Source organism: Micromonospora sp. NPDC000442, assembly GCF_042898635.1.
Lineage (GTDB): Bacteria > Actinomycetota > Actinomycetes > Mycobacteriales > Micromonosporaceae > Micromonospora.
Map to the genome: position 1 here is coordinate 274,809 of NZ_JBIAYZ010000004.1, position 22,941 is coordinate 297,749.

General features: G+C 72.2%; 23 protein-coding genes. 14 read left to right on the forward strand and 9 right to left on the reverse strand.

The window, feature by feature from the left end:
• Positions 1-12 precede the first annotated feature (12 nt).
• The gene (locus ACFY2A_RS08305; RefSeq protein WP_387169846.1) at positions 13-981 is read right to left on the reverse strand and encodes a Gfo/Idh/MocA family protein; all 969 of its coding nucleotides are present in this window, start codon (positions 979-981) and stop codon (positions 13-15) included.
• Positions 982-1,050: 69 nt separating this feature from the next.
• On the opposite strand from ACFY2A_RS08305, the gene ACFY2A_RS08310 reads away from it, so the two are divergent.
• The gene (locus ACFY2A_RS08310) at positions 1,051-1,881 is read left to right on the forward strand and encodes an NUDIX hydrolase (protein ID WP_387169848.1); all 831 of its coding nucleotides are present in this window, start codon (positions 1,051-1,053) and stop codon (positions 1,879-1,881) included.
• 10 nt (positions 1,882-1,891) lie between these two features.
• Here the strand turns inward: ACFY2A_RS08310 and mshD are convergent, their stop codons facing one another.
• The 3 genes from mshD to ACFY2A_RS08325 all read right to left on the reverse strand — a co-directional run bounded on the left by mshD (position 1,892) and on the right by ACFY2A_RS08325 (position 4,564).
• Positions 1,892-2,818 (reverse strand): mycothiol synthase, encoded by a 927-nt coding sequence (gene mshD, locus ACFY2A_RS08315; protein ID WP_387169850.1) that lies wholly within the window; start codon positions 2,816-2,818, stop codon positions 1,892-1,894.
• A gap of 57 nt (positions 2,819-2,875) precedes the next feature.
• On the reverse strand, positions 2,876-3,733 hold the full coding sequence (locus ACFY2A_RS08320; protein WP_387170112.1) for a polysaccharide deacetylase family protein: 858 nt from the start codon (positions 3,731-3,733) through the stop codon (positions 2,876-2,878).
• An 87-nt stretch (positions 3,734-3,820) separates the two neighbouring features.
• On the reverse strand, positions 3,821-4,564 hold the full coding sequence (locus ACFY2A_RS08325) for a winged-helix domain-containing protein (protein WP_387170114.1): 744 nt from the start codon (positions 4,562-4,564) through the stop codon (positions 3,821-3,823).
• 249 nt (positions 4,565-4,813) lie between these two features.
• Between ACFY2A_RS08325 and ACFY2A_RS08330 the strand changes: the two genes are divergently transcribed.
• From ACFY2A_RS08330 to ACFY2A_RS08350, 5 genes are all read left to right on the forward strand, one after another.
• Positions 4,814-5,845: a hypothetical protein gene (locus ACFY2A_RS08330; RefSeq protein WP_387169852.1), complete on the forward strand. Its 1,032-nt coding sequence runs from the start codon at positions 4,814-4,816 to the stop codon at positions 5,843-5,845.
• A gap of 107 nt (positions 5,846-5,952) precedes the next feature.
• A complete protein-coding gene (locus ACFY2A_RS08335) occupies positions 5,953-6,738 on the forward strand; it encodes a DUF2993 domain-containing protein (RefSeq protein WP_387169854.1) in 786 nt (261 codons plus the stop codon).
• Between the two features lie 72 nt (positions 6,739-6,810).
• The gene (locus ACFY2A_RS08340; RefSeq protein WP_311202345.1) at positions 6,811-6,888 is read left to right on the forward strand and encodes an Ms5788A family Cys-rich leader peptide; all 78 of its coding nucleotides are present in this window, start codon (positions 6,811-6,813) and stop codon (positions 6,886-6,888) included.
• Positions 6,889-7,099: 211 nt separating this feature from the next.
• The gene (locus ACFY2A_RS08345) at positions 7,100-7,948 is read left to right on the forward strand and encodes a sulfurtransferase (RefSeq protein WP_363918152.1); all 849 of its coding nucleotides are present in this window, start codon (positions 7,100-7,102) and stop codon (positions 7,946-7,948) included.
• A 1-nt stretch (position 7,949) separates the two neighbouring features.
• Positions 7,950-8,285: a DUF1416 domain-containing protein gene (locus ACFY2A_RS08350; protein ID WP_357584044.1), complete on the forward strand. Its 336-nt coding sequence runs from the start codon at positions 7,950-7,952 to the stop codon at positions 8,283-8,285.
• Positions 8,286-8,522: 237 nt separating this feature from the next.
• Here ACFY2A_RS08350 and ACFY2A_RS08355 read toward each other — a convergent pair whose 3' ends face one another.
• Positions 8,523-12,899 (reverse strand): S8 family serine peptidase, encoded by a 4,377-nt coding sequence (locus ACFY2A_RS08355; protein ID WP_387169857.1) that lies wholly within the window; start codon positions 12,897-12,899, stop codon positions 8,523-8,525.
• Between the two features lie 289 nt (positions 12,900-13,188).
• On the opposite strand from ACFY2A_RS08355, the gene ACFY2A_RS08360 reads away from it, so the two are divergent.
• Together ACFY2A_RS08360 and ACFY2A_RS08365 are read left to right on the forward strand one after the other, a co-directional pair.
• Positions 13,189-13,728 (forward strand): winged helix-turn-helix domain-containing protein, encoded by a 540-nt coding sequence (locus tag ACFY2A_RS08360; protein WP_387169859.1) that lies wholly within the window; start codon positions 13,189-13,191, stop codon positions 13,726-13,728.
• Between the two features lie 12 nt (positions 13,729-13,740).
• Entirely contained in the window at positions 13,741-14,601 is an 861-nt protein-coding gene (locus ACFY2A_RS08365; protein WP_387169861.1) for a hypothetical protein, read from the forward strand.
• 34 nt (positions 14,602-14,635) lie between these two features.
• On the opposite strand, the gene ACFY2A_RS08370 is transcribed toward ACFY2A_RS08365, so the two are convergent.
• The 3 genes from ACFY2A_RS08370 to ACFY2A_RS08380 all read right to left on the reverse strand — a co-directional run bounded on the left by ACFY2A_RS08370 (position 14,636) and on the right by ACFY2A_RS08380 (position 17,533).
• Positions 14,636-16,687: a glycogen debranching N-terminal domain-containing protein gene (locus ACFY2A_RS08370; protein WP_387169863.1), complete on the reverse strand. Its 2,052-nt coding sequence runs from the start codon at positions 16,685-16,687 to the stop codon at positions 14,636-14,638.
• Complete coding sequence (locus tag ACFY2A_RS08375) at positions 16,684-17,064, reverse strand: SCP2 sterol-binding domain-containing protein (RefSeq protein ID WP_387169865.1); 381 nt, start codon at positions 17,062-17,064, stop codon at positions 16,684-16,686. The genes ACFY2A_RS08370 and ACFY2A_RS08375 overlap by 4 nt, the downstream gene beginning before the upstream one ends.
• Before the next feature lie 94 nt (positions 17,065-17,158).
• A complete protein-coding gene (locus ACFY2A_RS08380; RefSeq protein WP_387169867.1) occupies positions 17,159-17,533 on the reverse strand; it encodes a DsrE family protein in 375 nt (124 codons plus the stop codon).
• Positions 17,534-17,545: 12 nt separating this feature from the next.
• On the opposite strand from ACFY2A_RS08380, the gene mtfM reads away from it, so the two are divergent.
• On the forward strand, positions 17,546-17,650 hold the full coding sequence (gene mtfM, locus ACFY2A_RS08385) for a small membrane protein MtfM (RefSeq protein WP_387169869.1): 105 nt from the start codon (positions 17,546-17,548) through the stop codon (positions 17,648-17,650).
• Positions 17,651-17,713: 63 nt separating this feature from the next.
• Positions 17,714-18,316 carry an FABP family protein gene (locus tag ACFY2A_RS08390; protein WP_387169870.1) on the forward strand — a complete coding sequence of 201 codons (603 nt, stop codon included), beginning with the start codon at positions 17,714-17,716 and terminating at the stop codon, positions 18,314-18,316.
• Positions 18,317-18,421: 105 nt separating this feature from the next.
• Here ACFY2A_RS08390 and ACFY2A_RS08395 read toward each other — a convergent pair whose 3' ends face one another.
• On the reverse strand, positions 18,422-19,270 hold the full coding sequence (locus ACFY2A_RS08395) for an aminotransferase class IV (RefSeq protein ID WP_387170116.1): 849 nt from the start codon (positions 19,268-19,270) through the stop codon (positions 18,422-18,424).
• A 68-nt stretch (positions 19,271-19,338) separates the two neighbouring features.
• Here ACFY2A_RS08395 and ACFY2A_RS08400 point away from each other — a divergent pair, with 68 nt between their 5' ends.
• From ACFY2A_RS08400 to ACFY2A_RS08415, 4 genes are all read left to right on the forward strand, one after another.
• The gene (locus ACFY2A_RS08400; protein WP_210941211.1) at positions 19,339-19,767 is read left to right on the forward strand and encodes a Fur family transcriptional regulator; all 429 of its coding nucleotides are present in this window, start codon (positions 19,339-19,341) and stop codon (positions 19,765-19,767) included.
• On the forward strand, positions 19,764-20,876 hold the full coding sequence (locus ACFY2A_RS08405; protein ID WP_387169872.1) for a YgfZ/GcvT domain-containing protein: 1,113 nt from the start codon (positions 19,764-19,766) through the stop codon (positions 20,874-20,876). Before ACFY2A_RS08400 ends, ACFY2A_RS08405 begins: the two co-directional genes overlap by 4 nt.
• 160 nt (positions 20,877-21,036) lie before the next feature.
• The gene (locus tag ACFY2A_RS08410; protein WP_387169874.1) at positions 21,037-21,864 is read left to right on the forward strand and encodes a 3-keto-5-aminohexanoate cleavage protein; all 828 of its coding nucleotides are present in this window, start codon (positions 21,037-21,039) and stop codon (positions 21,862-21,864) included.
• A gap of 93 nt (positions 21,865-21,957) precedes the next feature.
• Positions 21,958-22,917, forward strand: coding sequence for an asparaginase (locus tag ACFY2A_RS08415; RefSeq protein WP_387169876.1), 960 nt, complete (start codon positions 21,958-21,960; stop codon positions 22,915-22,917).
• Positions 22,918-22,941: the final 24 nt, after the last annotated feature.

The following is a 22,941-nucleotide window of genomic DNA, read 5'->3' on the forward strand; positions in this document are numbered from 1 at the left end:
TCGACCGGCCGTTCAGATGTAGGAGACGCCGATCTGGGCGCGGATGTCGTCCAGCAGGCCCATGATCTCCAGGGTGGCCGAGTGCGGTACCAACGGGCTCTCGGTCAGCCCCTCGGCCAGGCACCGCTGCACCTCGATGGCCTCGTGCTGGTAGCCCGAGCCGACCAGCTCCTCGGTGATCGTCTCCGGCTCCGTGTCGGCCCGGTACAGGGTGAACCCGTCGGGCCGGAAGAACGGCTCGGGCAGATCGATCCGCCCGGTGCTGCCGGTGATCGAGGCGGTGAGCCCGGTGGCTCCCACCATGCCGCAGCTCAACGTGGCCACGGCACCGGAGTCGTAGCCGAAGACCAGGCCGGTGTTCTCGTCCGTGCCCTCCGGACCCAGCTTCGCCCAGGACCGTACGTGCTGCGGCGTGCCGAGCAGCAGGTGGGCCAGGCTGATCGGGTAGACACCGAGATCCAGCAGGGCGCCGCCGCCCAGCGCCCGGGCGCGCATCCGGTGTTCGGGCGGGAAGGGGCCGGCGACGCCGAAGTCGGCCCGGACCCCGGTCAACGTGCCGATCGCGCCGTCGGCGATCAGCTGGCAGACCCGCTGGATGAGCGGGTTGCACCGCATCCACATCGCCTCCATGAGGAAGACCCCGGCGTCGCGGGCGGTGTCGATGAGTTCGGTGCTGGTGGCCAGGTCGAGGGTGAACGGCTTCTCCACCAGCACCGGCCGGCCGGCGGTGAGGCAGGTCAGGGCCGCCTCGTGGTGGGCGGCGTGCGGCGTGGCGACGTAGATCACGTCGACGTCGGCGTCTGCGGCCAGTTCCGCCCAGGAGCCGTACGCCCGTGGTGCGCCGTGCCGTTCCGCGAAGCGTTCCGCGGTCTCGGCGGTGCGGGAACCGACCGCGACAAGCTCGGCCCCCGGCACCAGCCGGAGATCCTCGGCGAAGCGGGCGGCGATGTGGCCGGTGGCCAGGATGCCCCAACGAGTCATGGCGCGACGCTACCGAAGATCAGCAGAGGGCTGTACTGGGCATCCACGGGTCGGGACTAGTCTCGGCGCATGACGATCGACCGTGGCTTCCCGGCGCCGCCCGCGCTGGTGGAGCACGCCCGCCGGTTCCGGGCCTCCGGCGCGGTGCCGGCGGTGCCCAGGGTGGCCGCCACCGTGCTGTTGCTCCGCCCGGCCGACGGCGGCTTCGAGGTCTACCTGATCCGCCGGGTCGCGGCGATGACGTTCGGTGGCATGTACGCCTTTCCGGGTGGTGGCGTGGATCCCTCGGACTCCACGACGCACCTGGACTGGGCCGGCCCGACACCGACGGACTGGGGGGTACGCCTCGGGCTGGCCTCGGCCGCGGCGCAGGCGGTGGTCTGCGCGGCGGCCCGCGAGGTCTTCGAGGAGGCGGGGGTGCTGCTCGCCGGGCCGGACGCGACGCGGGTCGTCGGCGACGTCAGCGACGACGCCTGGGAGGCCGCCCGGGCCGACCTGGAACAGCGGCGAACCGGGTTCGCCGACCTGCTCGCCGGGCGCGGGCTCACCCTCCGGTCGGACCTGCTGCTGCCGTGGAGCCGCTGGGTGACCCCGGAATTCGAGCCGCGGCGGTTCGACACGTACTTCTTCGTGGCGCTGTTGCCCGACGGACAGCGGACCCGCGACGTCTCCGGTGAGGCCGACCACACGCTGTGGATCCGGCCCGTCGAGGCGGGCAGGCGGGCCGCGGCCGGTGCGCTGACCATGCTCCCGCCAACCCTGGTCACCCTCGGCGAGATGGCCGCCTGCACCGATCTCGCCGCGGTGGCAGCGGCGGCGGCGGACCGCGACGCGGTCACCCCGATCACGCCCCGGCTCGATCTGTCCGACCCCGACCGGCCCCGGTTCTACCTGCCCTGACCCCGACGGATCAGCCGAGCTGGTAGTTGACGTGGGCGGACCAGCGGGCGAAGCCGAGCCGCTCGTAGAGCGCCACCGCGCCGGTGTTCGACTCGTCGACGTAGAGCATCACCCGGTCCAGCCCGCGTCGGTCGCGCAGGTACGCCAGCCCGGCCGTGGTCAGGGCCCGGCCCAGCCCGCCGCCGTGCGCGGCGGGCTCCACCCCGAGCACGTACACCTCACCGATGCGGGCGGAGCCGGGTCGCTCGTGCACCTTGGTCCAGTGGAAGCCGAGCAGCCGGCCGGTCGCCGACTCGACGGCGAGCAGGAAACCGGCCGGGTCGAACCACGGTTCGGCCAGGCGTACCCGCAGGTCCTCGGCGGTCCACCGGCCCTGCTCCGGATGGTCGGCGAAGGCTCGCGCGTTGAGCGTCAACCAGGCTTCGTCGTCGCTGCCGGGGCGGAATGCGCGCAGCGTGACCCCGTCGGGCAGGCGCGGTTCGGTAAGCGGGGCGACGAGCGGTCGACGCAGCTGCCAGAGCACCCGGGCGCGGTGGAATCCGAGGTCGACCGCGAGGGCAGCGGCCGAGGGGTGGTCGCCGTGCGCCCACGCCCGCAGTGGCCCGGCGGCGGTGGCCAGCACCCCCCGGACCAGCGCCCGTCCGGTGCCCCGCCGCCGGTACGCCGGGTGCACCGTCAGCTCCACGCCGACGCCGCGGTCCGGGTCGGTCGTGTCGAGGTGCGCGTACCCGGTGAGCGTGCCGTCGGCGGAGCGGGCCACCAGGTGGCTCGCCGCAGCGTGCTCGTCGCGCAGGCGGAGCAGCACGTGCTCGTCCATCGGGTCCGCCCCGTCGGCGTCACCGGCCGTGCGGGCGAGCGCCAGCACTTCGGTGATCTCCGCCGGGCCGAGCCGGTCGACGCGGCTGACCTGGTCGATGCCCGACTGGGTGCTGCTCATCGCATCACCGTAACCGCACCACGGGTACGCCGCCCGGAGGGACGGTTGGTACCCCCGTCACAGACCGCGCGGTGGCAACGCCTGAACTTCGAACCGGCCGGCCAGTTCGGGCAGGATCCGGTACAACGAGTCGACGGTGCCCTGGCGGTCGCCGCCCGCATCGTGCAGCAGGACGATCGAGCCGGGCCGCACCCCGTTGACCACGGAGGCGGCGATCCGGGTCGCGCCCGGCGCCCGCCAGTCGGAGGGGTCCAGGTTCCAGTGCAGCGGTGCCATGCCGAGGTCGCGGGAGACGGAGATGACCGAGTAGGTCCAGGCACCGCCGGGCTGCCGGTACCAGGCGATCGGCGCGTCGGGAACGGCGGCGCGGATCGCCTCGCTGGTCCGCATCAGGTCGGCGCGGATCCACTCGGACGACCGGGCGCCCAGGGCGACGTCATGGTCCCAGCTGTGGTTGCAGAGGGTGTGTCCCTCGGCGACGATCTGCTCGACGAGCCAGGGGTACGCCTGGGCGTTCTTGCCGACCACGCAGAAGGTGGCCGTGACGTGGTATTCCCGCAGGATCGCGAGGACTTGAGGGGTGTAGTCGGGGTGCGGTCCGTCGTCGAAGGTGAGCGCGACAGCGGCGGTGCCGGTGCTCACCCGGGTACCCATCGGGCCGACGGTCGGGTCCTGCTCCTGCTCGTCGATGCGCTGCGACCCGCTCGGCCCGGCAGCGGGCGTACGGGTGGTGACGGGCTCGGCGTCGATGGCAGCCGACTGGTCCGCGTACTCGGGGTGGTCGGCACCGGTCGCGGTGACGGCGGTGTCGTTCCGCGACGCGTCCGGTACCAGGCTTCGTCCGAGCAGGTACGCCGATCCGAGGACCGCCGTCACCACGAGCGTGATGATCCCGACGGCCCGCGCCGCCCCCATCTGGTAACCGCCCACCAATGCCCCCCGCTGGTCAACTGGCAGTCACCATAAGACGCACTAGTCGACCAAAAAGGGCATATAGGAAATTTAGCCTTCGACGGTGATTGCTCGCATCGGCAGCGGCGCGTGCTCGGCGGCCTCCGGCAGGTTCCGCGACGACGGCACCACGAACTTGTAACCCACCTGCCGGACGGTGCCGATCATCGACTCGTACTCGGAGCCGAGCTTGGCTCGCAGGCGACGCACGTGCACGTCGACCGTCCGGGTGCCGCCGAAGTAGTCGTAACCCCACACCTCGCGCAGCAGTTGGTCGCGGGTGAACACCCGCCCCGGGTGCTGGGCGAGGAACTTCAGCAGCTCGAACTCCTTGTAGGTGAGGTCGAGCGGGCGGCCCTTGAGCTTCGCCGCGTAAGTGTCCGGATCGATCATCAGCTCGCCGGCCCGGATGGAACCACCGGCACCGGCGGTCGCGTTGCTCAGCCTGCCGACCGCGAGCCGCAGCCGGGCCTCCACCTCGGCCGGGCCGGCGGAGGCGAGGATGACGTCGTCGACGCCCCAGTCGGCGTTCAGTGCGATCAAGCCGGCCTCGGTGACCACCGCGACCAGCGGTACGCCGAGCCCGGTGGCGTGCAGCATCCGGCAGGTGGCCCGGGCCTCGCTCAACTCGGAGCGGGCGTCGACCAGCACGGCGTCCGGGCTCGGGCCGGCGACCAGAGTGCGGACATCGCGGGGTGCGGTGCGGACCGAGTGCGGCAGCAGGTCCAGTGCCGGTAGCACTGCGGATGGTTCGCCTGCCCGTGCGGTCACCAACAGCAGGATCTCCACGATCACCTCCGTCCCGGCGGCCCGTTGCAGGCCGCGCGCGACCAGCGGCACTCCTGCGGAGGTGTGGCGCTGGGAACTTCCGTGGGTCCCGGCGTCGCTGACGGGCGGGTTTCGCCGTTGAGCGTAACCGATTGCTCGCGTACGACCCTGGCGCGGTTTCCTCTTTGCCCCATCTGCCCCTGATCGCGGCCCAGGTTTTAACGTCGCGGAAACGCTGGCATCCGCGATGTGAGGTTGGTCTGGCACGATCGGTGGGTGTTTCCCTCCAACTCGCCCGAGACCGGCCGTGACCCGTGGGCCGAGGATCCGCCCGCCCCGGGAGGCTCGGCGCCGCGCACCGGTCCGGCCGTGGAGACCGACGAGCGGCCCTCGCGTGGCCCGCGCCGCCTGCGCCGCGGCGGTTCGGCTCGCCGGGTCGACGACGAGGCGGACGCCGACGACGAGGAGGAGGCGGAACCACCGGTCGAGGTACGCCGGCAGCTCTCCCTCGCCATCGGCGGCTTCGCCGCGCTGCTCGGTCTCGGCCTGGTCGTTGCCGCGCAGACGTCCAGCCCCGGGCACCGGCTGCCCTTCACCCTCGTGGTGCTCGCCGGGCAGGTGCTGTTCGTGCTCGTCTGGACCATGGTCACCCGGCCACCGGCACTGGCGGTCGTCCTCGGGGTCGGCGCGGTGACCGCGGTGGCGGCCGACGTGGTGGCCGTACGGTCGGCCGAGGCCCGGTTGGCCCCGCTGCTCTACATCGCGGTCGGCGGGGTGCTCGCCGCGGTGCTCGGTCAACTGGTCCGACGGGTGGACCGGGTCCGGGTGACCGACTCGCTGCGGACCACCGCCACCACCGTGTTCGGAGTGGTCGCGTTCGCCACGCTCATCGTGCTCAGCCGGATTCCGGCCGGCACCCAGGCGATCGCCGTCTGCCTGACCGCGGCCGGCGTGGCGCTCACCGTCGCCCGGGTGACCGACGCCGTCGCGGCCTGGCCGCGGCTGGCGCCCCAGGTGCCCAGGGGAGCGGCGGGGGTGGTCGGCGGCGCCATGGTCGGCACGCTGATCAGCGCGCTTCTCGGTGGTTACCTGGTCACTCCGTTCACCCCTACCCGGGCCGCGATCATCGGCCTGGTGGCGGCCGTCGTCGCCGTGCTGGCCGACCTCGCCGTCAGCTACGCGGAGGCGGGCCGGCTGATGGCCGGGGAAATGCCGTCGGTCTGGGCCGTACGGCACGTCCAGGGGCCACTCGGTGGTTTCGCGATGGCGGCGCCAGCCGCGTACCTGATGTGCCGGCTGGTGCTCTGACCACCGGCAACATCGCGGCCGTCCGGCCGCGCGATTGAGAAGTCCGGACCACGGGTACCACCGGTCCACCGCTTGCGGCATCGAGGCACGACGAGACAGGAGGCGGCGTGGAGCAGGAGCAGACGTACGAACGGCGGCCGCGGCGACGTGGACGCAAGGTACTGATCGGGTTCGTCGTCCTGCTGCTCGTGCTCGCCGGACTGATCGCCATCGCCGACCGGGTGGCGGCGAGCGTGGCCGAGCGCACCATCGCCGACGAGGTGCGCCAGCAGGTCGCCGAGCAGGGCGCGCAATCCGCGCCACCCGAGGTCGAGGTGGGCGGTTTCCCGTTCCTCACCCAGGTGCTCGACGGCCGGTACGAGCGCATCTCGATCATTTTGCGGGACGTGCAGGCCTCGGTGCAGGGCGACGCGGTCGCGCTGCCCAGTCTGGACGTCGACGCCCGGAACGTGCGGGCCTCGCTGGACACCCTGCGCACCGGTCAGGGTGAGGTCGTGGCCGAGACGGTAAACGGCACCGGCACCATCAGCTACCAGAGCCTGTCGGCCCTGCTGGACCGGGAGGGGCTGACCCTCGGCGAGCGGGACGGGCAACTCGCCGTCACCGCGCCGGTGGACATCCTCGGCCAGCGGCTGACCGTCACCGGCACCGCCGACATCGTCGTCGGTGAGCAGGGACAGGTGTCGCTGAAGTTCGACGACCTGGACGCCGAAGGGCTGCCGAACGTGCCGTTGGCCCGCACCCTGGTGAACAACTTCGCCCGCAGCATCTCGGTCGACGTGCCGCTGCCGGAGTTGCCGTTCCAGCTCACCGTTCGCGAGGTCCGGCCGCAGCCGCAGGGGCTGACGGTGACCGCGGACGCACGGGACGTGCCGATCAACTCGGTCGGCTGACCACCGGCTCGGCGTCCCGGATGCTGGTCGGCCCGGTAGAGATATCTGGGATCGCTGGTAGGCTCCGTGCTCATGGGGACGCTCCTCACCAAACGGCGCGCGGTCGACCTGTGCCGCGTGGCCACCTGCCTGTGTCGCCCCGTCATCTGACGGCGGGGCTGTCTCGGGCCGCCTAGCGGCCAAGGCACTCAGGGCACGCGTACCTCGTTCCCGGTGCACCCCACCGGACGCCCGGCAGCGGCGCCGTCGCACGAACCCGTGATCCGTTCCGAGCTATGGGTCCCGCGCGTGGTGCGACACCTTCACATTCCACGATCTCCGCGCGCTGGCTCACCATCCATCCTCACCAGGGAGTGATCTGATGAGTCGCGACACCGCACTCGTCTCGGCCGAGTGGGCCGAGAAGAACCTCGACGCCCCGGGCGTCGTCTTCGTCGAAGTCGACGAGGACACCTCGGCCTACGACTCCGGCCACATCGCCGGTGCCATCAAGTTGGACTGGAAGAACGACCTCCAGGACCCGGTCCGCCGGGACTTCGTCAACAAGACCCAGTTCGAGGCGCTGCTGTCCGAGCGGGGCATCAGCAACGACGACACCGTCATCCTCTACGGCGGCAACAACAACTGGTTCGCCGCGTACGCGTACTGGTACTTCAAGCTCTACGGCCACCGCGCCGTCAAGCTGCTCGACGGTGGTCGCAAGAAGTGGGAGTTGGACGCCCGTCCGCTGGTCAACGATACGGTGACCCGCCCGGCCACGCAGTACGTCGCCAGCGAGCCGGACACCAGCATCCGGGCCTTCCGTGACGAGGTCGTCGACGCGATCGGCACCAAGAACCTGGTCGACGTGCGGAGCCCCGACGAGTACGCCGGCCGCCTGCTCGCCCCCGCCCACCTGCCGCAGGAGCAGGCGCAGCGCGGCGGCCACATCCCGACCGCGATCAGCGTGCCGTGGTCGAAGGCGGCCAACGAGGACGGGACCTTCAAGTCCGACGACGCGCTGCGCAAGATCTACGGCGAGGCCGGGCTGGACGACAGCAAGGAGACCATCGCCTACTGCCGCATCGGCGAGCGCTCCTCGCACACCTGGTTCGTGCTCCAGGAGCTGCTCGGCCACCGCAACGTGAAGAACTACGACGGATCGTGGACCGAGTACGGCTCGCTGGTCGGTGTGCCGGTGGCGCTCGGCGACGAGCCGGGGGAGGCCTGAGATGACCGCACCGACCGCAGCGAGCACCGCCGCCGGCTGCGCGGCCCCCGATCAGGCCGCCCCGCTGCCTGCCGGCCTCGACCTGGAGCGGGAGACCGTCATCACCGGTGTGGTCCGCTCCGCCGAGGGCGAGGCGGTGCCGGGCGCGTACGTCCGCCTGCTCGACTCGACCGGTGAGTTCACCGCCGAGGTGGTGACCTCGCCGGCCGGTCAGTTCCGCTTCTTCGCCGCACCGGGTGCCTGGACGTTGCGGGCGCTCTCCCGCCAGGGCAACGGAGACACCACCGTGACCGCCGGTCGCGGCATCAACGAGGTGGCCGTCACCGTCACCGACTGACACGCTCTGATCGGTCCCGTGGCCCGCACTCCTCCCGAGGAGGAATGCGGGCCACGCGCCGTGCACCGACCACCGCGCCGCGCAACTTCGCTGATGTTGCTGCCTCGACCACAGGTCCACAGGCGGATGCAGCAACCTCCCCGAAACTGCGGGGCGTCCTTCGCGGGGCGCCCCGGCGGGGGAGCCCCGGGCGGGGCGCCGGCCCGTGAGGGTCGGCGCCCCGCTGTGCGGGTGGGGTCAGATTCCGGTGGCTCTGGTGCAGGTGGAGGCGGGCTCCAGGGCGAAGTCGAGCGTGCCGACGATGCCCGCCTCGATGCGGTGGCGCTGCACCTGCGGCACCCAGCCGTCCTTGGCCACGATCACCTCGTAGCGGCCCTTCGGCAGCCACCAGGCGTAACGACCGTTGCCGTCGGCCGTCAGGGTGGTTCCGGTGCCGGCCGAGATCAGGTTCACCCGTACCGTCGCCGGGATACCGACCGTGACGCCACCGCAGGTGGTGCCGGTGACGGTGCCCCGGATCTTGCCCCAGCTGGCCGGCGGCGACACGTTCATCTCCACCGAGACCGGCGTGACCGGGTAGGGGCTGTCGGAGGCGATGGCGAGTTCGCCCGCGTACCGACCGGGTTGGGCGACGCCCGCCGCCTCGGTGGCCGTCAGGGTGACGGTCACCGTCCTCGACTCGCCCGGTGCGAGGGTGAAGCTGGCCGGGGAACTGTCCAGCCAGGGCAGATCGGCCTCGGCTGCGCAGAGTTCCAGGCCACCGAGCCGCTCGCTGTCCGCGCTGCCCACGAAGGAGCTGGGCGACCCGCCGATCTTGTACGCGCCGCAGGTGGCGGCCCCCCGGTACCGGCTGAACTGGGCGTTCGGCAGGTCACGCCAGGCCCCGGTGACCGGGTCGAAGCCGACCGTACGGTTGGTGACCGCCGTCGATCCGGAGGTCACCCCGCCGGCCAGCACCAGCAGCCCGCCGGCTGCCGCATACTGCGAGCCCCACAGCTCCAGCGGCAGCTCCGGCAGCGGACTCCAGCTGTCGGCAGCCGGGTCGTACCGGTAGGCGTCGGTGTACTCGGTGCTGCCCGTGCCGCCGGCACAGTAGACCGAGGCGCCGATCCCGCCGCAGGCCAACCACGACACCGGGTGTGGATAGGCGGCACCGGTGCTGAACGAGCCGGTCGTCGGGTCGAACACCACCAGTCCGTCGCTGTCGGTGCAGGTGGCGTCGGCGCAGCCGCCCACCAGGTACACCTTCCCGCCGACCACTGCCGAGCCGGCCGCCGCGACCGGGTCCGGGTTGGTCGCCCCCGGCAGGGTGCTCCACGTGCCGCTGGCCGGGTCGAACACGTCGACCGTGGCGACGGTGGCGTCGTCAGCGCCCCAGCCGCCGATCACGTAGAGCTTGCCGTCGACCGCCGCCGCGGCGGGCTTGGAGCGCACCGTCGGCAGGTCGGGCAGGGCGGTCCAGGCGCCCGGCGCGGGGTCGTACACCCATGCCCTGCGCTCGGTGCCGGTGCCACCGCCACCACCGACCGAGTAGATCTTCCCGTCCAGCCAGGCGGCGGCGTTGTCGTAGATCGACGCCGGCAGTTTGGCGATCTCGCTCCACGCCTCGTCCTCGGCGGTGGCGGCCTGCGGTGTCGCCCCGCCGTACGCCGTGCCGGTGCGGGCCTTGCTGATCCCCTTCATCTTCTGCTGCCGCAGCGGCGCGCCGTCGCGCCTGAGCAGTTCGAACTGACCGGCGCGTTCCAGCAGGTCGATGCTGGCCGGCGCGGTACCGGTGTTGCGAACCGTCACCCGGGTGGTGCGGTTGCTGCCGTACGGCTGATGCGACTCGATCGACGTCGGGTTGACCGTCAGCCGGCCGGCCGCGAGGGCGAAGTTCGCCCGCTTGACCCGGTCGGCGGTGACCGCCACCTCCTTGGTGACCGGCGTGTACGGGGTGCGGTCGGCGGTGAACGGGTGGGTGCCGGTGAGCCCGGAGAAGAGCCAGTAGAAGCCGTCCGGCTCGGCCGGGTCCTCGGGCGTGGCCGCCGAGACCGCCCGGTCCTCGGGCCGGTGGTCGCTGGCTACCGTCACGCCGTTGAGCGGGTCACCGGTGTTGCGGTCGGTGGTGGTGCCGACCACCAGCCCGCCGGGCACGGGCGAGCACTCGCGGTTGACCACCTCCACGTCGTCCACCTGCCACCACCAGGCGAAGGTGCCCTTGAACCGGAAGCGGACCAACGCGGACGCTGCGTTCGCGGCCGGGTCGAGCGGTACCTCCTCGACCCGAGGGCCACGCCGGCTGGCGGTCTGGTGCCAGACGTTGGTCCAGTTGGCCCCGCCGTCGGTGGAAACGTCGATGTCGGCGGTGTCGCTGATGCCGACGGCCCGCCAGTCGCTGCGGAACCGCAGCACCGGTGCGGCCGTCGCGGACAGGTCGACCGGCGGGGCGATCAGGTCGGTGTCCTGCGTGTTGCCGGAGCCGAGGGCGTCGCTGTCGATGATGGCGAAGCCGCCGGTGCCGCCGGTGAGGTTGCCCCGGGAGCGGGGATCGTCGAAGACCCAGCCGCCGGAGTCCGTGCGGTTCTCCACCCTCCAGCCGGGCGGCGCGCTCGTCCCGTCGAAGCTCTCGGTGAGCAGCGGCGTGCCGAACTGTGCCGTGTAGCCGGCGGCGGTGCAGGCGGCGTCGACGGGTACCGCCACATTGACCTTGGTGGCGTCGCCGCCCACCGCCACCTCACGGATGACGGTGCGGTAGCCCGGGTACCGGGCGGTCACGGTCATCCGGTACGAGGTGTTGCCGGGCAGGGTGACGGAATAGCGGCCGGTCACCGGGTCGGTGAAGACGGGATCGCCGGGCCGACCCGCCACCTCGATCTTGGCGTACAGCGGCCAGCCGTGGCCGGAACCGTCGGTGACCTTTCCACTCACCGTGACCGCCGGGGTGGCCAGCAGGGCGAAGTCCCGGGTGACGGTGCCACCGTCGGGCACCGTGACGGTCGCCGACTCGTCGGCGTAGCCGAAGGCGCTGACCGAGAGCGTGGTCTCTCCGGCCGGCAGGGTGAGCGCGTACCGCCCGTCGGCGTCGGTGGTGGCACTGCGGGTGCCGTCGGTCACCGTCGCGCCGGACAACGGGTCGTCGTCACCGGAGTCGGTGACCACCCCGCTGACCCGGCCGACCGGTCCACGGGGTGCGTCCCGCACCGCCGCGTACGCGTCGAGCCGTCCCTCACCGAAGACGTTGTTGTCGGCCGGCGTGCCTCCGCAGGTGGTGGCGTCGACATCGCGGGCCGTACGGTCCAGCAACTCCTCGGTCGCGGCCAGGTCCCCGCGCAGTCCGGGTGCCGCCGCCCAGAGCAGTGCCACCGTGCCGGCCACGTGCGGCGCGGCCATCGAAGTGCCGCTGAACGAGGCGTATCCGCCGCTGGGGACGCTGGATCGGACGCTGCTGCCGGGGGCGGCGATGTTCGGCTTCAGCGGGTCGGTTCCGGAGCCGCGCCCGGAGAAACCGGCGATCACGTTGTTCACGTCGTACGCGCCGACGGCGTACGCGTCGGTGTAGTCACCCGGTGAGCCGGCGCTGCCACAGGCCGGACCGTCGTTACCGGAGGAGAAAACGGGGAAGATGCCGGCGGCCCGCCAGGCGGTCACGGTCTGCTGGTACCAGGGGTCACCACCGTCACCGCCCCAGGAGTTGTTCACGATGTCGGGCCGCAGGTCCGGCCGGGGGTTCTGGCCGTTGGCGTCGGTGGGGGCGAGCACCCACTGACCGGCGGCGAGCAGCGAGGCGTCGGAGCAGTCGTCCGACTCGCAGCCCTTGGCGGCGATCCACTTCGCGCCGGGGGCGACGCCGATCTGGTTGCCCGCACCGTCGTCACCGACCATGGTGCCCATGGTGTGGGTGCCGTGGTCGTTGTTGTCGCAGGGCGCGGTGCCGGCGCACACGCCGGCCGGGTCGAACCAGTTGTACGCGTGGTCGAAGCTGCCACCGCCGAGGTTGCCCCGGTAGGAGTCGACGAGGGCGGCGTGGTCGTAGCGCACGCCACTGTCGATGTTGGCCACCACGACGCCTTCGCCGCGGGCACCGAACTCGTCCCACACCCGTGGTGCGCCGATGTTGGTCAGTCCCCATTCGACGGCGGCGGTACGCGCCCGAGCGGTCTCGGTCGCGGTGGGCCGGACCAGCGGGTAGCTGCGACTCGGCTCGATCCGGGCCACCTCGGGCCGGCGGGCGATCTCGTCGAGCAGTGCCTTGTCGCCCTCGACCCGCACCGCGTTGGCGATCCAGTACGCGGTGTGCGGCACCTTGCGCTCGTCGAGCAGCGTACGCAGGTCGCGTTGGGTGCGGGTGGCCGTGGTGGTGAGCAGGCGGTGCACCTCGCCGGCCCGGGCGTCGGGGTCACGCATCCGGCTGGTCTGCGCCAACGGCGCGGTGTCGGCCAGATAGACCAGGAACGGTGCGGTCGACGTGGTGCCGAGCTGGTCGAGCAGCGCCGGGTCGACGGCGGCCCGGTGCGCCACCGGCGGTTGGGCCGGCGCGGCGAGCGCGGGCTGGCCGGTGACACCCAGCACGGCAGCGGTCAGCACCGCCACCGCCCGCCATCGTGGCGACCGGGTGGATGGTCGTGTGAACAAGGTTCCTCCCCACGTCGTCGGTCCCGATCCGTTCGGGCCCGCACACCCGCGCGCCGCGACGCGGCTGCGCGCAGCGGCCGGGGCGATGTGGGTGGCCGGTGGTGGTGCCTCCGCCCGCTGAAAGTCATGCTCTTGCCCCGACCGTCGGTGATCAATGGACGGCGTCGGTCAGTACTCGGTCAGTGACGAGGCGCGATCCTGACCGTTAGGCTGAAACTGGGCGCCATCGGTGACCGTCACTGGCGATCGGTGGGAGTCGCAGGTCAGGGGTGCCCTTGGGGGAGGCATCGTGTCCGGTTCAGAGTTTCCGATCCTGGTCTGCGTCAGCTCCGACGCCACCGTCCGGCAGCGCGTGGTGCAGCGACTGGAGGGTGTCGGGCCGGTGGTGATCTGCGCAGACCTCGCCCAACTGCGGGCGGTGTTCCCCGCCCCGTCGGCGGAGCCGGGCGAGCCCGGCGACGAGCCCGGCGAACGTCCCGCGGACCGTCCGGCGACCTGGGGGGACCTGATGGTCGACCGGGCGGGTCACCTGGTCACCTGGCGCGGTGCGCCGCTGGGGCTGACCCGTACCGAGCGGGAACTGTTGGCTCGCCTGGTCAGTCCACCCGTCACGGTGTGGAGCTACGAGCGGCTGTTCGCCTCCGTCTGGGGCGGCGCCTACCTCGGCGACACCGCGATCCTGCACTCAGCGGTGAAGCGGCTGCGTCGCAAGCTGCGGACGCTGCCCGACGGGCCGCAGGTGCAGACCGTACGCGGCGTCGGTTACCGGCTGAGCGTGCCGCCGGAGGCCGGCGACGGGCGTCCCGACGGACGGTCGCACCAGGCGTGACACGATGGCCGGGTGAGCAACGCCGTCCACACCGGGTATCCCCCACCGACCGGTCCCCGACCACCGGCCGCCGGCCCCCGGTGGCCGCGCTGGCTGATCGCGGTGACGGCGGTCTGGGCGCTACTGCTGGCCGGCCTCACCTGGATTTCGTCGGACGGAGATCCGCCGACCGTCCGGGAACAACGCACCCTCACGCAGGCCGGGCCGGTGGTCGACGGCGCGATCGGTGAAATCGTGGCGGCGGCTGGCGGCGGTGTGCCGGCGCTGGTCCCACCGGAGGTCGACCGGGGCTGCCGGATCAGCCCGTTCGCCGACGGCGCGACGCTGACCCGCGCGGTCGATCTGGCCGCGCCGGCCGGCGAGGAGCAGGCTCTGCTGCAGCAGGTCGCCGACCGGCTGCCCGCGCGGTGGCGGGCCGGTGTCCGGCTCACCCCCGACGGTCCCCGCCTGCGCGGCGACGCGGGCGAGTTCGTCACCGTGACCGGGCGGCCGGCGACCGACGGCCGGATCCGGTTCATCGTCGACACCGGGTGCCGTCCGGTGGGCGACGACTACGACAGCGCCGGGTCCGCCCAGGCCGGCCCCGAGGTCGGCGCGCTGACCGAGGCGGTGCGCGCGCTTAACGGCAGCGCCGGCGACCCGGAGTGGGTGGGGAGCGCCCCCTGCCCCGACGGCGGCGTGACCCGTACGATCCGCTCCGTCGTCGATCAGCTGGCCACGGCGCCGCAGGCCGCGCTCGCGCCGCTGGCCGGCGGCACACCGGTGGTGGAAACCCCGCAGGTGTACGCCTACCGGCGCGACGGCGTCGCGGTGCTGGCCGACTTCCAGCCGGAACAGGTGGTGGTCTCCGCGACGACGGGTTGCGCCGGCTGAGCCGCGCCACCTCGCCGCCGAAGCAGGCTGTCGCTCATGACGGTCGGCTCGGCCCCTCGTCGCGGCTGCGGCCCAGCGCGTCCACCCGGCCCCACCGACCGGGGATGTCCAACAGTTCCACCCGGCCCATCCCGGCCGGCACGTACGGGTCGATGATCAGGTGCTCGCCCTGCGGTTCGAGCCCGAGCATCACCCGCAGCAGCAGCAGCGGGGTGCCCGCCGACCAGGCCTGCGGGCTGCATGCGGTCGGATACTCCACCGGATAGTCGGTCAGGTCACGTTCGTAGCCGGCGAAGGCCTCCGGGAGCCGGCCGAAGAAGTAGCGGGACGCCGCGAACATCGACTCGCAGATCCGACCCGCCTCCTCCCGCAGACCGTACTTCCACAGACCCCACGCGATGATCGAATTGTCGAACGGCCAGACGGTGCCGACGTGGTAGCCGATCGGGTTGTAGCGACCCTGGTCGTCGGCGAGGGTACGGACGCCCCAGCCGGAGAAAAGCCGGGGACCGAGCAGATGTTCGGCGACCCGCTGAGCCCGGGAATCGTCGACGATGCCGCTCCAGAGCAGGTGTCCGATGTTGGAACTGAGCGCGTCGACCGGGCTGCCGTCGGAGTCCAGGGCGAGCGCGTAGTACTCCTTGTCCGGCAGCCAGAAGTCCCGGTTGAAGCGTTCCTTCAACTCGGCGGCCTCGCGTTCCAGCCGGTCGGCATAGACCGGGTCGTTCCAGCACAGGCGGGCCAGCCGGGCGCCGCGCAGCTTGGCGTCGTAGGCGTAGCCCTGCAACTCGCAGGTCGCCCGGGGGAAGCTCGGCAGCCGGCCGTCGGAGTAGCAGATCGCGTCCCAGGAGTCCTTCCAGCACTGGTTCTCCAGGCCGGCCTTGGGGTTGCGGGTCTGGTACCAGACGTACCCGGTGCCGAGCAGGTCCCCGTACGTGTCGATCCAGGTCAGCGCGCCCCGTACCGAGGCCTCCAAGCGTTTGACCAACTCGACGTCGCCGGTCCACCGCTCGTACTCGTCGAGCAGGATCACGAACAGGGCGCTCGAGTCGGCCGCGCCGTAGTAGGGCGAGTGGGGCTGCTCCTCGAAGCCGGCCGTCTCCCCGTAGCGCAACTCGTGCAGGATCTTTCCCGGCTCCTCGTCGCGGAAGTCGTCCACCCGGTGGCCCTGGAGCCCGGCCAGCATGGTCAACGTCGGTGGGATCAGTTCCGGCACGAACGGCAGCACCTGAAGTGAGGTGAAGATGCTGTCCCGGCCGAACAGCGTCATGAACCACGGCAGGCCGGCGGCCATCAGGCGGACGCCGAGCGCGATCGACTCGTACCGCAGTGCGGCCAGGTCGTTCAGGCTGCGGCGGTACGCCCCGGCCATCGGTTCGCAGTCACAACCCAGCTTGGGCGCCCGGGCGACGAACTCGGTGTGTTCCGCCTCGATCGCCGCCGTCGTCCGGGTGCCGGCGAAGGGCAGCAGGGTGCGGACGTCCTGCCCACGGGCACCGTAGATGGTGACGGTGACGGTCAGCCGGGTGGTCCACTCGCCGTGCGGCCCGATCCGGATCGGAAAGGTCATGCCCCGGCGGTCGACCTGGGCGGCGGCGCTGCTCTGGATCGTCGTCTCGCGGTGGAACGCGTCCCGTTGATAGGTCAGCCGCAGGGAGTTCTCGCCGGGTAAGGCGGTGTTGTGCCCCTTCTTGCTCTGGGTGTCCTTGATCTCGAAGATGTCCGCGAAGTCGGCGGCAATCTCCATCCGGACGGTGAAGCTCATCTCCTGCCCGGAGTGGTTGAGCACGGTCAGTTCCTCGGACAGGTCGCCGCTGATCGCCCGACTCCTGATTATCGAGACCTTCGCGTCCAGGAAGTGGGTCGGCTCGCCCGGTACCAGGAAGTAGCGGGTCCGGTGGGACTCGGCGTCGTCGATGGAGAGGGCGTGCAGCCGTTCACCGTCGATCAGCAGCAGCCAGGTGGACAGGAAGCGGGTGTCGAAGGCGAACAACCCGGTGGGGAAGTCCAGCGACGGTTCGACGTCCCCACGGCGGTCGCTGACCAGGAAGGTGTTGCCGTCCAGGATGCTGACCAGTTCCTTCACCGGGTCCACCTGGCGTGCTCGCGGGCGACCTCGCGCGGGTCGCGGGTGCCGGGTGCGGACGGAAAGAATCGGCGGAAGGCGAGAAAGAGCACCGGGTCTCCGCGGAAGGTGCTCTCGTTGCGGAACACCGCGGAGATCGCCTGCGCGCGTCCGGTGACCAGCCGGTCGAAGAGATCCACGCCGCAGTACCAGGTGGCGTCACCCGGATCCGCGCCCTGGCTGACCTCGGCGGCTCCCGGCCGCATCCGGACCAGCCAGTGCTCGGTGCGGTGCCCCTCGGACAGGTCGATGCGCAGCGTTCCCGCGACCGGGGAACGCAGCACCTCCGGGGCGCGGGCCGGCAGGGTCGCGAAGAACTGCTGGGTGGCCTCGGTCACAACCGAATCGTAGGCATTCGCCCGCCTTGTCGGGCGGGTTCCGTCGCCTTCTCAGGCAGTACCCGGCGAGCCCGCCCGGGCACTGTCCGGCGAGTCAGTAGACGAGCGCCTGCGCGCCCTCGGTCATCGTCTCCTCGACGAAGACGGCTGCCCCGGCGATCCGTACCCCGGGGATCACGTCACCGGAGTCGATGTCCCGGCGAGCGGCGCACTGGGTACAGGCCGTCACCGTGCCGGTGGTGAGGATCACGTGCAGCAGCTCGGCCAGCGGGGCCGAGTGCGGCAGTTCGAAGTTCTGCGCCCGGCCGGGCAGCGCGAACCAGGTCGACTCCCCGGTCAGCCAGAGTGAGACGGGCACCCCGGCGGCGGCTGCGGTGGCCGCCACGGTGAACGCCTGGGCGCACCGCTCGGGTGCGTCGGCGCCGGCGGTGGCCTTGACGACAAGAGTGCGGGCCATGCCTGCCAGCATAGGATGGCCCGGATGGTCACCGAGATCGGGTTCGTCAGCCTTGTGGTCGCCGGCCTGGGCGCGCTCGCCGGTGGCCTGGTCTACCTAGCGGTACGCATATCGAGAGGCAAGTGGTGATCCGGTGAGTGCGAGGAGTGAGCGGGTTTTGCGAGCCCCGCAGTCGCGAACGAAGGTGATCCGGTGAGTGCGAGGAGTGACGACAATCCGTTGGCGCCGCCGCCCTGGCTGAACGCGCCGCCGGTGGAGGCGTACCCCTTCGAGGAGAGTCACGACCTGCGGGTCGGTCCGAAGCTGCACTCCACGCTCGACGGCCTGCTGCCGTACATCGGTGTGTGGCGGGGGCGAGGGCGGGGTGGCTACCCCACCATCGAGGACTTCGACTTCGCCCAGGAGATCCGGATCAGCCACGACGGGCGGCCGTTCCTGCACTACGAGTCGCGGGCGTGGATCCTCGACGCGCAGAGCCGTCCGGTGCGGCCGGCCGGCCGGGAGGTCGGCTGGTGGCGCCCGGTGCTGGAGGGCGACCGGGCCACCGACGAGTTGGAGGCCCTGCTGACCACTCCCACCGGGGTGATGGAGCTGCACATCGGCCGGCGCAAGGGCACCCAGGTGGAGTTCGTCACCGACGCGGTGGTGCGCACCTCCACCGCCAAGGAGGTCACCGCCGGTCACCGCCTCTTCGGCATCGTCGAGGGTGCCCTGCTCTACGCGCAGGACATGGCCGCCGTCGGCCAGCCGTTGTCCCCGCACCTGTCCGCCCGCCTCATCCGGGTCGCCGGCTGATCCGCCCCGAACCGGGTCCGTTCGTGCGCCCCGCCGGGGCCTCGGCCGGGCCCGGTGAACGTTGTGGGCACCGCACCAGCTCCGGTGAGCCTCAGGAAACGCGGCCTACGGCAGCGGAAAGCCGAGCAGCTCCTGCAACGCCCGGGTAAGCGGGCTGGGAGACAGCGGCTCACCGTCGAGGGTGCGTACCGCGACCAGGCCGCGTACCGACGAGGTGAGCCACACCCCGTCGGCCTCGCGCAGAGCCGCCGGGGTGACCATGCGTTCGGCGGCCCCGCAGCCGACGTCGGCGGCGTGGGCGAGCAGCCAGGCGACGGTGGTGCCGGGCAGGATGCCGGTGCGTCGGGCGGGCACCGTGCACAGCGTCTCCCCGGCCAGCCAGACGAGGTTGGCGGTCGGTCCCTCCAGGGCGTACCCGTCGGAGGAGATCCACAGCACGTCGTCCACGCCGGCCCGGGCGGCCCAGCGCCGAGCGGCGCTGCTCGCCCCGTACGACGTGGACTTGATGCCCACCGGCAGCCAGTCCAGTTCCGGACGGGCCTCGGCGGGCACCCCCAGGGAGAGGGTGGCCACGCGTACCCCGTCGTGCCGGGCCCGCCGGGCCGCGGGGGCGACCTCCGACAGGGTGGCGTACACGGTGGGTGGGCCGCCGCTCTCCGGCCCCCGGGTACAGATCAGCCGCAGGGCGCCCTCCACCTCGGCCGGCCAATCGGCGGCGACCTGGTCAAGCAGCTCGACCAGGGCGGCGTCCGCCGGCAGGGTCAGTTCCACGGCGGCCGCGCCGATCCGCAGCCGGGCCAGGTGCTCCTGGCGCAGCCAGGCTCGCCCGTCGCGTAGGTGCATGGTCTCGAAGAGCCCGTCACCTCGCAGTACGCCGAGATCGTCGGCGCGCAGCACCGGCTCATTGGCCGGCAGCCGCCCGCGACCCAGCACGCCGATCCGCGAGGTCACCACGGGGGCCGAGCATAGTGCGGTGCCGGTCGTGCCGGGAGGTACGCGCACGGCCGAACTATGATCGGGGGGTGTCCGAATCCTCCCTCGCGGAACTGCTCCGCGCCCGTGGGCTGCGGCTGACGGCGCAACGACAGCTGATCCTCCAGGCGGTGCTGGACCTGGGGCACGCCACCCCTGAGCAGGTGCACACCGCCGTACGCGAGGTCGCCGCCGGGGTCAACATCACCACCATCTACCGCACGCTGGAGCTGCTGGAGCGGCTCGGCCTGGTCACCCACACCCACCTCTCGCACGGGTCGCCGACCTACCACGCCGCCGGTGAGGACCAACACGTGCACCTGGTCTGCCGCGAGTGCGGCGCGATCGACGAGATGGATCCGGAACTGATGCGTCCGCTCTCCGACCAACTGGCCGGGGAACGGGGCTTCCGGGTGGACATCGGGCACGTCTCCTTCTTCGGCTTGTGCGCGCGGTGCGGAGACGGGGAGCAGACATGATCGACATCGCGGGCGCAGTGGCCGTGGAGAGCATCGACGAGGCCAGCCGGGACCAGCCGGAGCCGGCACACGCCGCAGCCGGGGTGCGGGGCGTGGCCGCGCACTACGGCGACCCGATGCGCGAGCAGCGCCAGTTGGACACCGAGGTCGGCCTGGTGGACCGGTCCCACCGGGGTGTCGTCGCGGTGCCGGGTACGGAGCGGATCTCCTGGCTGCACACCCTCACCACCCAGCACCTGGCCGAGTTGGGCCCCTGGCAGGGCACCGAACTTCTCGTGCTCTCGCCGCACGGCCATGTCGAGCAGCACGCCATGGTGGCTGAGGACGGGGACACCATCTGGCTCGATACCGAGCCGGGGGCGACCGCGGGGCTGCTGACCTACCTGGAGAAGATGCGGTTCTTCAGCCAGGTCGACCCCCGCGACGCCACTGCCGAGCACGCGCTGCTGTCGCTGGTCGGGCCGAAGGCCGCCGAGGTGGTGGCCCTGCTCGACGTGCCGCCGCTCGCCGAGCCGGACGTGGTGGGGCTGCCCGGCCCGAAGTTCCGGTCCGGTGAGCTGCCGCCCCGCCCGACCGCCCGTTACGACGTGCAGCCGCTGCCGCAGGGTGGGTGGGCCCGGCGCGGCCCGCTCGGGGTGGACCTGCTGGTGTCCCGGCCCGCGATGGACCAGGTTGTCACGCGGCTGCGCGACAACGGGGTGCCCCCGGTCGGGCTGTGGGCGTACGAGGCGGTGCGGGTGGCCGCCCGGCGGGCCCGGGTCGGCGTCGACACCGACCACCGGACGATCCCCGCCGAGGTGAACCTGATCGCCCCGGCCGTGCACCTGGACAAGGGCTGTTACCGGGGGCAGGAGACGGTCGCCCGGGTGCACAACATGGGCCGTCCGCCGCGCCGACTGGTCCTGCTGCACCTCGACGGGGTGTCCACCGACCAGCTGCCGGTCGCCGGTACCCCGGTGACCCTGGACGGCCGTACGGTCGGCTTCGTCGGCACGGCGGTGCTGCACCACGAGTTGGGCCAGGTCGCGCTCGCGGTGGTCAAGCGCTCGGTGCCCGACGATGCCGCGCTCCGCGTCGGCGACAGCGCCGCCGCCATCGACCCCGCGTAGAGCGTGTTCCCGGATCGGGCAGCCGCTGGCCGGACGGGCACCATCTTCCGGCCCGGCCGCCCGACGGCACGACCCGCGCCGGTGTCCCGGAGCTGGCGGTCGCCTGGTGCGGCTGCCCACCGACACCGCTGGTGGCAGCGGGCGCTCTAGGATCGCCGGCATGACGACAGGGACGTTGATCACGGTTGCCCCCACCGGCGCGGAGTCGGCGAAGGCCGAGGTGCCGGCGCTGCCGGTGACCCTCGACGAGCTGCTGCTCACGGCGAAGGAGTGCGAGGCGCTGGGTGCCTCCGTGATCCACGTGCACATCCGCGACGGCGAGGCGCGGCCGACCCTGGACAAGGGTCGGCTCCGGGCGACCGTGGCGGCGCTGCGGGAGAGCACCGATCTGATCGTGCAGCTGTCCACCGGCGGCGCGGTCACCGACCCGGAGGCCGACCGGCTCGCCGTGCTGGACGCGGCACCGGACATGGCCTCCTGCACCATGGGTACGGTCAACTTCGGTGACGAGGTCTTCCTCAACCGCTGGGAGTTCGTCGTCGACCTGCACACCCGGATGCAGGAGCGAGGCATCGTGCCGGAGTACGAGATCTTCGATCTCGGCCACCTCAGCGCCCTCCAACGCCTGTTGGGGAAGTATGGCCTGCCGCACGGCGGCCACGTCCACGTCGACTTCGTGATGGGTGTGCCGGGAGGCATGCCGGGAACCACGGCGACGCTCGTCGCGGCCCAGCAGATGCTCCGGGATCTGCCGGAGGGCACCACGTTCTCGGCGACCGGCATCGGCCGTACCAGCCTTCCGGTGCTGCTGGCCGCGCTCTCCGCCGGCGGTCACCTGCGGGTCGGTATGGAGGACACGGTCACGTACGCGAAGGGCCGCCCGGTGGAGTCGAACATGCAGCTGGTCGCGCGTGCGGTCGGCTTCGCCCAACTCGCGCAGCGTCCACCGTTGAACACCGTCGAGGCCCGTGAGCTGCTCGGCCTGTAAGGCGCGAGTCGCCCGGCATTCTTTACGCCTGGAGGTGGAGTCCCTGCTCACCCCGGCGTGAGAGCGGCCGGACACCTGGGTACCGTCCACGTTGTGGGAAAGACGTACGAGGGCGGCGTACCGCTCGCCGAGGTGGTCCGGTCCGGCTTCGTGGAGGGCGTACACCGCGGCTCGGTGGTGGTGCTCGACAGCGCCGGCGCGCCGCTGGCCGCCGCGGGCGACGTCACCTCGCCGATCTTCCCGCGCTCGTCGAACAAGCCGATGCAGACGGTCGGGATGCTGCGCACCGGGCTGTCCCTGAGCGAGCCCGCCGACCTGGCCATCGTCTCGGCCAGCCACGCGGGGGAGGAGTTCCACCTGGCCAGGGTCGCCGGGCTGCTCGCGGGTGCCGGGCTCGGCGAGGACGCCCTGCACTGCCCGCCGGACCTGCCGGCCGGCGAGTTCGCCCGGATGGCGGTACTGCGGGCCGGCGGCGGCCCGACCCGGATCCAGATGAACTGCTCCGGCAAGCACGCCGGAATGCTGTTGACCTGCCGTGTCGCCGGCTGGCCGATGGAAGGCTACTGGCGGACCGACCACCCCCTTCAACTGCGGCTGCGCGACACGGTGGCGGAGTTCACCGGCGAGGAGGCGGTGGCCGTCGGCGTCGACGGCTGCGGCGCTCCGGTGCTGTCCGCGTCGTTGACCGGACTGGCCACGGCCTACCTGCGGTTGGTCGCGGCCGAAGGTGACACCGGGGCGGGTCTGGTGGCCGACGCGATGCGGGCTCACCCGGAGGTGGTCGGCGGTACGCAGGCGGACGACACCCGGCTGATGCGTGGCGTACCCGGGCTGCTGGCGAAGATCGGCGCGGAGGGTGTCATCGCCGTGGCCTTGCCCGGGGTCGGCGCCGTGGCGCTGAAGATCGACGACGGCGCCGGCCGTGCCCGGATGCCGGTCCTGGTCTCGGCCCTGCGCCGGCTCGGTGTCGACGCGCCGGTGCTGGCGGAGTTCGCCGAGGTGCCGATCTTCGGCGGCGGCCTCCCCGTAGGCGCCACCCGCCCCCTCTGGTAACCCCACCCCACCCCTGCTCCACCC